Annotated in this window: 11 protein-coding genes; 2 read left to right on the top strand and 9 right to left on the bottom strand. The window is 63.6% G+C overall.

Features of this window, described 5'->3' with window-relative positions; all coding sequences use genetic code 11:
• Positions 1–129: 129 nt before the first annotated feature.
• From glmM to C666_RS03310, 4 genes are all read right to left on the bottom strand, one after another.
• Positions 130–1482 (bottom strand): phosphoglucosamine mutase, encoded by a 1353-nt coding sequence (gene glmM, locus C666_RS03325; RefSeq protein WP_004333769.1) that lies wholly within the window; start codon positions 1480–1482, stop codon positions 130–132.
• Positions 1483–1538: 56 nt separating this feature from the next.
• Entirely contained in the window at positions 1539–2369 is an 831-nt protein-coding gene (gene folP, locus C666_RS03320) for a dihydropteroate synthase (protein ID WP_004333767.1), read from the bottom strand.
• Positions 2370–2437: 68 nt separating this feature from the next.
• On the bottom strand, positions 2438–4330 hold the full coding sequence (ftsH, locus tag C666_RS03315; protein WP_004333765.1) for an ATP-dependent zinc metalloprotease FtsH: 1893 nt from the start codon (positions 4328–4330) through the stop codon (positions 2438–2440).
• 114 nt (positions 4331–4444) lie between these two features.
• Positions 4445–5068, bottom strand: coding sequence for an RlmE family RNA methyltransferase (locus C666_RS03310; protein ID WP_004333764.1), 624 nt, complete (start codon positions 5066–5068; stop codon positions 4445–4447).
• Positions 5069–5144: 76 nt separating this feature from the next.
• Between C666_RS03310 and C666_RS03305 the strand changes: the two genes are divergently transcribed.
• The gene (locus tag C666_RS03305) at positions 5145–5597 is read left to right on the top strand and encodes a YhbY family RNA-binding protein (RefSeq protein ID WP_004333761.1); all 453 of its coding nucleotides are present in this window, start codon (positions 5145–5147) and stop codon (positions 5595–5597) included.
• Between the two features lie 176 nt (positions 5598–5773).
• On the opposite strand, the gene greA is transcribed toward C666_RS03305, so the two are convergent.
• The 5 genes from greA to C666_RS03280 form a co-directional block, all read right to left on the bottom strand.
• Complete coding sequence (greA, locus tag C666_RS03300) at positions 5774–6250, bottom strand: transcription elongation factor GreA (RefSeq protein WP_004333759.1); 477 nt, start codon at positions 6248–6250, stop codon at positions 5774–5776.
• Positions 6247–9477, bottom strand: coding sequence for a carbamoyl-phosphate synthase large subunit (carB, locus tag C666_RS03295; RefSeq protein WP_004333758.1), 3231 nt, complete (start codon positions 9475–9477; stop codon positions 6247–6249). The genes greA and carB overlap by 4 nt, the downstream gene beginning before the upstream one ends.
• 90 nt (positions 9478–9567) lie before the next feature.
• Positions 9568–10710, bottom strand: coding sequence for a glutamine-hydrolyzing carbamoyl-phosphate synthase small subunit (gene carA / locus C666_RS03290; protein ID WP_004333756.1), 1143 nt, complete (start codon positions 10708–10710; stop codon positions 9568–9570).
• 185 nt (positions 10711–10895) lie between these two features.
• A complete protein-coding gene (gene dapB, locus C666_RS03285) occupies positions 10896–11702 on the bottom strand; it encodes a 4-hydroxy-tetrahydrodipicolinate reductase (RefSeq protein ID WP_004333754.1) in 807 nt (268 codons plus the stop codon).
• 63 nt (positions 11703–11765) lie between these two features.
• Positions 11766–12170 carry an outer membrane protein assembly factor BamE gene (locus tag C666_RS03280; protein ID WP_004333752.1) on the bottom strand — a complete coding sequence of 135 codons (405 nt, stop codon included), beginning with the start codon at positions 12168–12170 and terminating at the stop codon, positions 11766–11768.
• 166 nt (positions 12171–12336) lie between these two features.
• Between C666_RS03280 and fur the strand changes: the two genes are divergently transcribed.
• The gene (gene fur / locus C666_RS03275) at positions 12337–12780 is read left to right on the top strand and encodes a ferric iron uptake transcriptional regulator (RefSeq protein ID WP_004333751.1); all 444 of its coding nucleotides are present in this window, start codon (positions 12337–12339) and stop codon (positions 12778–12780) included.
• The last annotated feature ends 26 nt before the right edge of the window (positions 12781–12806 follow it).

The raw sequence follows: 12806 nt of genomic DNA, 5'->3' as shown, positions 1-12806 counted from the left end.
AAAACCAGGCCCCTAAGGTAGCAATGCATTGTTACAGCCACGTTTCATGTCATCAAACAGGAAAGACCACGCTGACGCAATGACCGCAACCGGCGGTGCAGACCGGCCTGCACCGCCCCGGCGCCTCACTCAAGCCACCGCGTGCTGCACCACATCCGCGATATCACGGGCCAGGCGCTCGACGAGCTCCCCGTCGCGCCCTTCGACCATGACCCGCAACAACGGCTCAGTGCCTGACGGACGCAGCAGCACGCGCCCGCTGTCGCCCAGCGCCTCCTCCGCCCTGCCCTGCGCTGACGCGATGCCACCATCGGCGCGCCAGTCGAAGCCGGCAGGCAGGCGCACGTTGATCAGTTTCTGCGGGTAGAACACGAGGTCGGCGCAGGCTTCCGCCAGGCTGATGCCCTGCTGCTTGAGCGCAGCAAGCACCTGCAACGCGGAGACGATGCCATCTCCGGTGCTGTGCTGGTCGAGGCAGATGATATGGCCGGAGTTTTCGCCGCCCAGCTTCCAGCCACGTTCGTGCAACAATTCCAGCACGTAGCGGTCGCCTACCTTGGCGCGGGCAAAAGGCGAGCCGAGCCGGCTGATGGCGTGCTCGAAGCCCAGGTTGCTCATCAAGGTACCGACGACGCCATCGAGCTTGCCCTCGGCGTGGCGGGCGGCGGCGATCACGTACAGCAATTTATCGCCGTCATAGATCTCGCCGCGATGGTCCACCATGATCAGGCGATCTGCGTCGCCATCGAGCGCAATGCCCAGATCGGCCCCTTGCGCCAGCACGGCCTGGCACAGATTCTCCGGCCTCGTGGCGCCGACACCGTCATTGATATTGAGCCCGTTCGGCTCGACGCCGACCGGCAGCACCTCGGCCCCCAGTTCATGGAACACGTTCGGTGCGATCTGGTAGGCCGCGCCATGGGCGCAGTCCACAGCGATCCGCAAACCGCGCAGATCAAGTTCATTGGGGAAAGTGCTCTTGCAGAACTCGATGTAGCGTCCGGCCGCATCGCTGATGCGCCGCGCCTTGCCGAGCCGGGTCGAATCAACACATCCCATCGGTTCATCCAGGTGCGCCTCGATCTCGGCCTCGAGCGCATCGGGCAGCTTGGTGCCCCCCGCCGAGAAAAATTTGATGCCGTTATCGTAGAAAGGATTATGCGAAGCCGAGATCACCACCCCGGCCTGCAGACGCAAGGCACGCGTGAGATAAGCCACGGCGGGCGTCGGAATCGGGCCTGCCAGCATGACGTCCACGCCGGCGGCGGCGAAGCCCGCCTCCAGCGCGGCTTCGAGCATATAACCGGAAATCCGCGTGTCCTTGCCGATCAGGACAGCAGGATGCTCGCCCGCGGGCAGCTTTTCGCGCGCAACCAGGGTGACCCCGGCCGCATAGCCCAGTTTCATCACGAACTCGGGGGTGATCGGTGCATCTCCAACTTTTCCCCGCACGCCATCGGTACCGAAATACTTGCGCCCCATCATCGCTCCGACTGATTCACAAAACGCGGATTATGACACCGGACGCAGACAACTGTTCAAGACTCGGTGCACACGGCCTGCCAAACCTTGATCGCATCGCAGGTCGGCGCGACATCATGCACGCGCACAATACCCGCTCCGCGCTGCACGGCGATCAGCGCCGCGGCCACACTGGCCGGCATGCGCTCCCCAACGTCTCGCCCCGTCACCGCACCCAGCATCGACTTGCGCGAAAGCCCGGCCAGCACGGCGAGCCCATCCGCGCCAAAACGCTCCAGCGCACGCAGCAAGGCATAGTTATGCTCAGTCCGCTTGCCAAAGCCGAATCCCGGATCGAGCACGATGCGCTCACGCGCCACGCCGGCAGCTTCGAGCACCCGGACACGTTCGTCGAGAAAGCTCTTCACCTCGTCGACCACATCCAGATAGCGCGGATCGTCCTGCATCGTACGGGGCTCCCCAAGCATGTGCATGACGCAAAGGCCGACCTCGCTGCCAGCAACCGCATCGACCGCACCCTGCATGCGAAACGCGTTGATGTCGTTGATCATGTCGGCCCCCGCGTCCACCGCCGCCCGCATCACGGCAGGCTTCGATGTATCGACCGACAGCGGAACGCCCCATCCCCGTGCGCTCTGGATGAAGCTCACCACGCGCTCCTGCTCCTGCCCGTCCGGCACCGGCCCTGCGCCAGGGCGCGACGACTCCGCCCCGATATCGAGCATGTGAGCCCCTTCCTCGACCGCACGCTCAGCGCGCCTCAAGGCTGCGCGCACATCACCATGAAGACCGTCACCCGTGAAGGAGTCATCGGTCAGATTGATGATCGCCATCACGCGTGGCTGGGAAAGGTCGAGACGGAAACGCCCGCATTGAATGATCGGCATGCGTGTTCACCAATGAAAACGGGCCGGAAAAACCGGCCCGCAGGATTACGAGGTAGAGCCCTGATGGATCAGGCTGCAGGGGCCGCGGCCGTCGGCGCCGCACCCGGCGCATCGTCGGTCGGCCGGCTCGGCTGAGTGGCCAGCGGCTTGGGAGCACGCGGCGGACGGCCGGCCATGATGTCGTTCACCTGTTCGGCATCGATGGTCTCCCACTCGAGAAGCGCCTTGGTCATTGCCTCGACCTTGTCGCTGTTCTCTTCCAGCAGACGGCGCGCCAGCGCATACTGCTGATCGATGATGCGGCGGATCTCGGCATCGACCTTCTGCATCGTGGCCTCGGACACGTTGCGGTGCGTCGTCACCTGCCGGCCAAGGAATATCTCGCCTTCCTCCTCACCGTACACCATCGGCCCCAGGGTATCGGACATGCCCCATTGCGTAACCATGCGGCGGGCAAGATCCGTCGCCCTCGCAAAGTCGTTGGAGGCCCCGGTCGTCATCTGCTTCATGAAGATCTCTTCGGCAATACGGCCACCGAACAGCACGGCGATAGTCTGCAGCAGGCGATCGCGATCCTGGCTGTAGCGGTCTTCGGTCGGCAGTTGCATCGTCACGCCCAGCGCGCGACCGCGCGGGATGATGGTGACCTTGTGCACCGGATCGGTCTTGTCGAGCAGGCGAGCAACAACGGCATGGCCGGATTCGTGGTACGCAGTGTTGCGACGCTCTTCCTCGGGCATGACCACCGAGCGGCGCTCGGCGCCCATCATGATCTTGTCCTTGGCACGCTCGAAGTCGTCCATATCCACCAGACGCTTGTTGGAACGTGCGGCGAACAAAGCCGCTTCATTGACCAGGTTGGCGAGGTCGGCACCAGCGAAACCCGGGGTTCCGCGTGCGAGCACCTGCGCATCGACATCAGGCGCGATCGGCACCTTGCGCATATGTACCTTGAGGATCTGCTCACGGCCGCGGATGTCCGGCAGCGCAACCACGACCTGGCGGTCGAAACGGCCCGGGCGCAGAAGCGCCGGGTCGAGCACGTCCGGACGGTTGGTCGCAGCGATCACGATCACGCCGGTCTGCCCCTCGAAGCCATCCATTTCGACCAGCAACTGGTTCAGCGTCTGCTCACGCTCGTCATTGCCACCGCCCAGGCCCGCACCGCGCTGGCGTCCCACGGCATCGATCTCGTCGATGAAGATGATGCAGGGAGCCTGCTTTTTCGCCTGCTCGAACATGTCGCGCACACGCGCGGCACCGACGCCGACGAACATCTCGACGAAGTCCGAGCCCGAGATCGAGAAGAAGGGCACCTTGGCTTCGCCTGCGATCGCCTTGGCGAGCAAGGTCTTGCCGGTACCCGGGGAGCCGACCATCAGCACGCCCTTGGGAATACGGCCGCCGAGCTTCTGGAACTTGGAAGGATCACGCAGGAACTCGACCAGTTCGGAGACCTCTTCTTTGGCTTCGTCACACCCTGCGACGTCGGCGAAGGTCACCGTATTGGCGGATTCGTCGAGCATGCGCGCCTTGCTCTTGCCGAACGAGAACGCCCCCCCCTTGCCGCCGCCCTGCATCTGCCGCATGAAGAAGATCCATACGCCGATCAGCAGCAGCATCGGGAACCACGACACGAAGATGCTCGCAAGGAAGGACTGCTCTTCCTCAGGCTTGGTCGCATTGACCTGCACGCCATAGCGCATCAGGTCGGACACCATCCAGATGTCCTGCACACCAGGCGTATAGACGGTGATCGTCCGCCCTTCCTGAGTGGTCGCCCTCAGCATGCGCCCATCGATCGTCGCCTTGGCAATACGCCCCGCCTTCGCCTCTTCGAGGAACTGGGAGTACTCCATGGTGTTCGGCGCGGTCTGACGCGTATTGAACTGGTTGAACACAGTCATCAGTACGACGCCTATGACCATCCAGATCGCGAGGTTTTTGAATAGGTTGTTCAACGTTCTGTTCCTCAAAAGCCATTTTGGCCATGTACGCGACTGACCGATTCTAGTGCCGAACGTTCCCGCGGGCAAACCAATGGCCGCGATTGGATCGCTCAATCGCAAACGTATTCAGACCGGGCGGGGACCCTTGCCCAGCAAGTAGACTTCCGCACTGCGGTCACGCGAGGCCTTGGGCTTGCGGACCTGCACGGATGCAAACGCGGCCTCCATCTGTTTGCGGTATTCCATGAAGCCCTCGCCCTGGAAGACCTTGACCAGAAACTGCCCGCCGGGCTTCAGATGGCGCACGGCGAAATCGAGCGCGAGTTCGCACAGGTGGATCGAGCGGGCCTGGTCTACCGCAGCCACACCCGACAGGTTTGGCGCCATGTCCGACAGCACGACATCGGCCCTCGCCCCCTTGAGGCGGGATTCGAGATCCTCGAGCACCGCGTCCTCGGTGAAATCCCCCTGCAGGAAGTCAACGCCGGCCACGGCCTCCATCGGCAGAACGTCCAGCGCAAACACCTGCCCTTTCGGGCCGCAGCGCTTGACCGCCACCTGGCACCATGAGCCGGGCGTCGACCCGAGGTCGACCACCACCGCCCCAGGCTTCAGCAAATGATCGCGCTCGTCCACTTCCAGCAACTTGTAAGCCGCGCGTGCGCGGTAACCCTCTGCCTGGGCACGCTGGACGTAGGGGTCATTCAGGTGATCATGCACCCATGCACGGCTTGTCTTGTTCTTTTTCATCGACTTAGAAGAAGTCCGCCTCTAGTAATCGGAGTAGAATCGCCGGTCCCGAGCTTCAAGCATCCAGAGAGATTCAATGACCGAACTCCCCCCGGCTCAGCGCCGCGACCTGCGCGCACGAGCCCATCATCTCAATCCCGTCGTCACCATCGCAGGCAACGGCCTTGCACCCGCTGTCGTAGCCGAAATCGAGCGCTCGCTACAGGCCCACGAACTCATCAAGGTGAAGGTCCAGGGCACCGAACGCGAACAGCGCGAAGCACTGATGCACGAACTCTGCGAAACCCTTGGCGCCGCACCCGTCCAGCACATCGGCAACATCCTCGTCGTCTGGCGCAAGCGGCGTGAAGATACGAAAGATGCCGCCCCCGCGGCGCACAAAGCAACGGCACGCCCGTCCACCGCCAAGTCGGCCGCCGCATTCGCGGCTGCCGCCCGCCGTGCCGCACTTGCAAAGGCAAGCGCCGAAACACGTCGCTCGCCGGCGCGTGGCCCCGCGGCCCGCAACCCCGGCGCCCGAGGCCGCTGAAGAAAACGCAGCGGGACGAAACCGGACGGCGGCTCGGTGGCCGCCGCCTCTTTCTTGCTACCGGGCCCCACCAAGGCAAGAAGACGCCCATTGGGACGGTACCACCTTCCAACGGGCAGTACCGCCAAGCGTTCCTGCTCCGCGGACAACGCTGCCCACGGGCCGACCGAACACGCTCATTCGTAGCGCACGTCCAGAATTTCGTACTCGCGTACCCCCCCCGGCGCCAACACCTCGGCGATGTCTCCGGCGTACTTCCCGATCAGCGCGCGAGCGATGGGCGAACTCACCGATATCTTGCCTGCCTTGATATCCGCTTCGTCCTCGCCGACGATCTGATAGGTGACCACCTGCCCCGACTCGAGATCCTCGAGTTCGACGGTCGACGCGAACACACAACGCCCATCCGCATCAAGCAGCCTGGGGTCGATGATCTGGGCATGCGACAGCTTGCCCTCGACTTCCATGATGCGCCCCTCGATGAAGCCCTGGCGCTCCTTGGCGGCATCGTACTCGGCATTTTCGGACAGGTCGCCATGCGACCGTGCCTCGGCGATCGCGGCGATGACACTGGGACGCTCCACCGCTTTCAGGCGATGGAGTTCCTCGCGCAACTTCTCTGCACCGGCAATGGTGAGCGGAATCTTGTTCATGCCGCACCCGCCAGTTCGGCATGCAGTGCCTGCACCGAATACACATCGAGGCCATTGGCCATGTAACGCATGCCCATGCAGGCGGCACGCGCGCCCTCGATCGTCGTGAAGATGGTGAGCTTGGCCGCGAGGGCGCTGGTACGGATCGAGCGCGAATCGGTGATCGCCTGCCGCTTTTCCTCGACGGTATTGATGACGAACGAGATCTCCTCGTTCTTGATCATGTCGACGATATGCGGACGGCCTTCATTGACCTTGTTCACCACCGCCACCGGGATCCCCGCGGCCTCGATGACCGATGCCGTGCCGCGCGTGGCGACGAGCGAGAAGCCGAGTTCGTGCAGATCCTTCGCCACTTCGACCGCCACGGGCCGATCACTGGGCTTGACGCTGATGAAGGCAGCGCCGCCGGTCGGCAGCCTGACACCGGCGCCGATCTGGCTCTTCACGAAGGCTTCGGCAAAACTGCGGCCGACTCCCATGACTTCACCGGTCGATTTCATCTCGGGCCCGAGGATGGTATCGACACCCGGGAACTTGACGAAGGGGAACACGGCCTCCTTGACCGAGTAATACGGCGGCACGATCTCGCCGGTCACGCCCTGGCTGGCGAGGCTCTGGCCGGCCATGCAGCGTGCCGCGACCTTCGCCAACGGCAGCGAGCAGGCCTTCGAGACGAAGGGCACGGTACGCGAAGCGCGCGGATTCACTTCCAGCACATACACGACCGCATTGTCGCCTTCGCCCTGGATGGCGAACTGGACGTTCATCAGGCCCACCACGTTGAGCGCGCGCGCCATCGCCTCGGTCTGGCGGCGCAATTCGTCCTGCAGCCTAGCCGACAGCGTGTAAGGCGGCAGCGAGCAGGCCGAATCACCCGAATGCACGCCTGCCTGCTCGATGTGCTCCATGATGCCGCCGATGATGACCTGCTGGCCGTCGGACAATGCATCGACGTCGACTTCGGTCGCATCGTTGAGGAAGCGATCGAGCAGTACCGGCGATTCGTTGGAAACCTTCACCGCCTCGCGCATGTAGCGCTCGAGGTCCTTCTGCTCGTGCACGATCTCCATTGCACGGCCACCGAGCACGTAGGACGGGCGCACCACCAGCGGATAGCCGATCTCGGCAGCCAGGCGCACCGCCTCTTCAGGCGTGCGTGCAGTGCGGTTGGGCGGCTGGCGCAGGCCGAGGTCGGTGAGCAGCTTCTGGAAACGTTCGCGGTCTTCGGCGGCATCGATCATGTCCGGCGTCGTGCCGATGATCGGCACACCGTTCTCTTCCAGCGCCTTCGCACGCTTCAGCGGCGTCTGACCGCCAAACTGGACGATGACGCCGACCGGCTTCTCGATGTGCACGATCTCGAGGATGTCTTCCAGCGTGATCGGCTCGAAGTACAGGCGGTCGGAGGTGTCGTAGTCGGTGGATACGGTTTCCGGGTTGCAGTTGACCATGATGGTCTCGTACCCGTCTTCGCGCAGCGCCAGCGCGGCATGCACGCAGCAGTAGTCGAACTCGATGCCCTGGCCGATGCGGTTCGGCCCGCCGCCCAGCACCATGATCTTCTTTTTGTCGGTGGGCCGCGCCTCGCACTCTTCCTCGTAGGACGAATACATGTAGGCGGTCGAAGTGGAAAACTCGGCCGCGCAGGTATCGACGCGCTTGAACACCGGACGCACGCCCAGCGCATGGCGGTGCAGGCGCACGGCCGTTTCCTCGGCGTTGAGCAGCCTCGCCAGACGGCGGTCGGAGAAGCCCTTGCGCTTAAGCTCGCGCAATTCGGCGGCCTGCAGCGCCTTCAGCGAGCGGCCGGCAAGCGCTTTTTCGGACTGCACGATGTCCTCGATCTGCGCGAGGAACCACGGGTCGATCTTGGTCAGGTTGAATACCTGCTCCTGGCTCATGCCCTCGCGGAAGGCCTGGCCGACATACCAGATGCGCTGCGGACCAGCACTCGACAGCTCGTGTTCGAGGTCGGCGCTGTCCGCTTCGATCTCGTCCAGCCCATAAGCGCCGACCTCGAGGCCACGCAAAGCCTTCTGGAAGGACTCCTGGAAGCTGCGCCCCATTGCCATCACTTCGCCCACCGACTTCATCTGCGTGGTCAGGCGGTCGTTGGCCTGCGGGAACTTCTCGAACGCGAAGCGCGGAATCTTGGTGACGACGTAGTCGATCGACGGCTCGAACGAAGCCGGCGTGGCGCCGCCGGTGATGTCGTTCTTCAGTTCGTCCAGCGTGTAGCCGACCGCCAGCTTGGCCGCGACCTTGGCGATCGGGAAGCCGGTGGCCTTGGACGCCAGCGCCGACGAGCGCGACACCCGCGGATTCATCTCGATGACGATCATGCGACCGTCCTTCGGGTTGATCGCGAACTGCACGTTCGAGCCGCCGGTATCCACGCCGATCTCGCGCAGCACCGCGATCGAGGCGTTGCGCAGGATCTGGTATTCCTTGTCGGTCAGCGTCTGCGCCGGAGCCACGGTGATCGAGTCGCCGGTGTGCACGCCCATCGGGTCGAGGTTCTCGATGGAGCACACGATGATGCAGTTGTCGGCGCGGTCGCGCACGACTTCCATCTCGTATTCCTTCCAGCCCAGCAGCGATTCCTCGATCAGCAGTTCGTTGGTCGGGCTGGCCTCGAGGCCACGCTTGCAGATCTCGTGGAACTCTTCCATGTTGTAGGCGATGCCGCCGCCGGTGCCGCCCAGCGTGAAGCTGGGGCGGATGATGACCGGGAAGCCGATGCCGCCCTGCACCTGCAGCGCCTCTTCCATGCTGTGGGCGATGCCCGAGCGCGCCGAGCCGAGGCCGATCTTCGTCATCGCATCCTTGAACTTCAGCCGGTCCTCGGCCTTGTCGATCGCCTCCTCGGAAGCACCGATCAGTTCAACGCCATATTTACTCAGCACGCCATTGCGGCCAAGGTCGAGCGCGCAGTTCAGCGCCGTCTGCCCGCCCATGGTCGGCAGGATGGCGCCGGGGCGCTCCTTCTCGATGATGCGCTCGACCACCTGCCAGGTGATCGGCTCGATGTAGGTGACGTCGGCCGTTTCCGGGTCGGTCATGATGGTCGCCGGGTTCGAGTTCACCAGGATGACCTTGTAGCCTTCCTCGCGCAGCGCCTTGCAGGCCTGGGCGCCGGAGTAGTCGAACTCGCAGGCCTGCCCGATGACGATCGGGCCGGCGCCGATGATGAGGATGCTCTTTATGTCGGTACGTTTCGGCATTGTCTTGCCTCGATGATTCCTTGACCCGGCATCGGACGCCGGCGTCGAACAGTGAGGGCGGCAGGGAAAGCCGCCTGGCGCCGCATTGTGTTACTTGCCTGCTTCCATCAACGTGAGGAAGCGGTCGAACAGATAGGCCACATCATGCGGCCCCGGACTCGCTTCCGGATGCCCCTGGAAGGAGAAAGCCGGCACGTCGGTGCGCTCGATGCCCTGGTTAGTGCCATCGAACAGTGACACGTGGGTGACACGCAAGTTGGACGGCATCGTCGCCGGATCGACGGCAAAGCCGTGGTTCTGGCTGGTGATCAGCACCTTGCCGGTATCGAGATCCTTGACCGGGTGATTGGCGCCGTGATGGCCGGTGGCCATCTTCATGGTCTTCGCGCCGGAAGCCAGCGCCAGCAACTGGTGGCCGAGGCAGATGCCGAAGGTCGGCGTGCGCGTGGCGACGATCTCGCGGATGGCGTCGATGGCGTAGTCGCAGGACTCGGGGTCACCCGGGCCATTCGACAGGAAGACCCCATCGGGCTTGAGCGCCAGCACATCCTTGGCAGGCGTCTGCGCCGGCACCACGGTCAGGCGGCAACCACGTTCGGCCAGCATTCGCAGGATGTTGAGCTTGACGCCGTAATCGTAGGCGACGACATGGAAACGCGGCGTGGCCTGATCGGCATAGCCCTCGCCGAGCTTCCACTCGGCCTGCGTCCATTCGTAAGGCTCGGTGACGCTGACGACCTTCGCCAGATCCATGCCGGCCAGCCCGGGGAAAGCCCGCGCCTGGGCCACGGCCGCTTCGACACTCAGGCTTTCGCCTTCGCCGGCGGTGACGATGCAGCCCGCCTGAGCCCCTTTCTCACGCAGCACGCGCGTCAGTTTGCGGGTATCGAGGCCAGCGATCGCCACCACGTTCTCGGCGCGCAGATAGGCATCGAGGCGCTGGGTCATGCGGAAGTTGGATGGCAGGATCGGCAAATCGCGGATGACCAAACCGGCAGCGTGCGCGCGGGTGGCCTCGATGTCTTCGGCATTGATGCCGGTGTTGCCGATGTGGGGATAGGTCAGCGTGACGATCTGGCGCGAATAGCTCGGGTCGGTCAGGATTTCCTGATAACCGGACATCGAGGTATTGAACACCACCTCGCCAACCGTGCTGCCTACCGCACCGATACCCTTGCCATGGAAGATCGTCCCGTCGGCAAGCGCAAGAAGGGCGGACGGGTATGCACTCACGAAAAACTCCTGGATTCAGCTTTGAAATCAGGGATCAACGAACACTCGCGCCCCGGATATGTGCAAAAAAGCGGGACGACCCTCTGGGCCGATCCCGCTGAATAAACTGCGAAATTGTATATTTTTGGACACTCGAAGGCAAACCGGGACGTCGTGCCCCGGCCACCCCGCTCGGGCGGCCCCGCTCAGCGCAGCCCGAGTACGTCCTGCATGTCGAACAGACCACTGTCACGCCCCTGCAGGAATCTTGCTGCCCTCAACGACCCCAGGGCATAGGGCATCCGGCTGCCCGACTTGTGCGTGATCTCGATCCGCTCTCCGATACCGGCAAACAGCACCGTATGGTCACCGACGACATCCCCGCCGCGGATCGTCGAGAAACCGATCGTTTCCGGCTTCCGTTCGCCGGTATGGCCTTCGCGGCCATAGATGGCACAAGCATCGAGGTCGCGCCCCAGTTCGCGTGCAACCACTTCACCCATGCGCAGCGCGGTACCCGAAGGCGCATCGACCTTGAAACGATGGTGCGCCTCGATCACCTCGACATCGTAACCTTCGGACAGGATGCGCGCCGCCACCTCGAGCACCTTGAACACCGCATTGACGCCGACCGCCATGTTGGGCGCGAAGACGACCGGAATACTGCGCGCAGCCTCGGCAATGGCGGCCTTGCCGTCCGCGTCGAAGCCCGTCGTGCCAATGACCATCGCCTTGCCCAGCTCACGTGCAAGCGCCAGATGCTGCAGCGTGCCCTCCGGACGCGTGAAATCGATCACGCAATCGGCAGCCGCGATCGCGGCATGCGCATCATCAGTGATCGCAATACCCGTCGCGGCACCGGCCATCTCGCCGGCGTCGCGCCCGATGAACGGGGCACCCGGGCGATCGAAGGCCGCCCCAAGCACAATACCCTCCGCCCCCAATGCAGCCTCAATCAGCATCCTGCCCATACGACCGGAGGCGCCGGCAACCGCAACACGAATATCAGCCATGAATCAAATCCTCGAATGCAACGCCTCGATCCGTGGCCACGCCACCCCAACCCATCACCCGCATCAGTCCTCGACCGCGGGCGGAACTTCCACCACGCGGCTACGCTCGGCCGGCGCGGCAGAGGCCTCGCTGCCGCTCTGCACATCCCCCTCGACATGGTCCAGCTGGCCATCGACGAAGAAAACCGAGATCACGCGCTGCTCGGGCTGGCCGGAGCCCGGCTTGAACCGATACACGTAATCCCAACGGTCCTTGCGGAACATGTCGACCACCAGCGGCGAACCGAGCACGAAGCGAACCTGGTCGCGCGTCATGCCACGCTTGAGCTGGGAGACCATGTCCTGGTCCACGTAGTTGCCTTGACGCACATCGATCCTGTAAGGATCGACCACGCCGACGATGGAGTCGAAAGAGCAGCCGGCAAGCAGGCTGGTGGCGAGGAACGCCGCGGGAAGATAGGAGCGCATGTAGGCGTGGGAAGCTGGCGCACGTGAGTGCGCGGTTCTCATGAAAGGGCAAAAAATATAACATAGGGCTGCTTCGCACGGCGCATTGCCCCTGGCCCGCTACTTGGGCGCTCAGGCTTGCCACTACCCAACGGCCATCAAAACGGCCTTTTTCCCCAGAAGACTCATGCCCGACAATTCAAAAAACCTGAAGAGCATCGGCCTGAAGGCGACTTACCCTCGCCTGAAGATCCTCGACCTCTTCCAGAGCTCGGACCAGCGTCACCTGACTGCCGAAGACGTTTATCGCGCGCTGATGAACGACGGCATGGACATCGGCCTGGCAACCGTCTATCGCGTTCTGACCCAGTTCGAGCAGGCAGGCCTGCTCGAACGCCATTATTTCGAATCCGGCAAAGCCGTTTTCGAGCTCCAGGAAGGTGGCCACCACGACCACCTCGTGTGTGTGCAGTGCGGCAGGGTCGAGGAGTTCTTCGATCCCGAGATCGAGAAGCGGCAGAATGCGATCGCCCAGGAGCGCGGCTTCAAGCTACGCGAGCACGCGCTCTACCTTTACGGCGACTGCATGAAGGACGATTGTCCGAGCGGTCAGGCGCAGAAGGAAGCATAAGGTCCGGAAGAGCCTCGCGGCTTGCA

Source organism: Thauera linaloolentis 47Lol = DSM 12138, from assembly GCF_000310205.1.
In the GTDB taxonomy this organism is placed as follows: Bacteria; Pseudomonadota; Gammaproteobacteria; order Burkholderiales; family Rhodocyclaceae; genus Thauera; species Thauera linaloolentis.
This window is presented reverse-complemented; position numbering and strand designations above follow the sequence as displayed.

Bases quoted from the DNA above. Each gene is read 5' to 3' on its own strand.
- greA (WP_004333759.1), bottom strand. From the start codon at position 6,250: ATGAACAAGATTCCGCTCACCATTGCCGGTGCAGAGAAGTTGCGCGAG.
- dapB (WP_004333754.1), bottom strand. From the start codon at position 11,702: ATGGCTGATATTCGTGTTGCGGTTGCCGGCGCCTCCGGTCGTATGGGC.
- C666_RS03280 (WP_004333752.1), bottom strand. From the start codon at position 12,170: ATGCGCTCCTATCTTCCCGCGGCGTTCCTCGCCACCAGCCTGCTTGCC.
- glmM (WP_004333769.1), bottom strand. From the start codon at position 1,482: ATGGGGCGCAAGTATTTCGGTACCGATGGCGTGCGGGGAAAAGTTGGA.
- C666_RS03310 (WP_004333764.1), bottom strand. From the start codon at position 5,068: ATGAAAAAGAACAAGACAAGCCGTGCATGGGTGCATGATCACCTGAAT.
- carB (WP_004333758.1), bottom strand. From the start codon at position 9,477: ATGCCGAAACGTACCGACATAAAGAGCATCCTCATCATCGGCGCCGGC.
- C666_RS03305 (WP_004333761.1), top strand. From the start codon at position 5,145: ATGACCGAACTCCCCCCGGCTCAGCGCCGCGACCTGCGCGCACGAGCC.
- fur (WP_004333751.1), top strand. From the start codon at position 12,337: ATGCCCGACAATTCAAAAAACCTGAAGAGCATCGGCCTGAAGGCGACT.
- folP (WP_004333767.1), bottom strand. From the start codon at position 2,369: ATGCCGATCATTCAATGCGGGCGTTTCCGTCTCGACCTTTCCCAGCCA.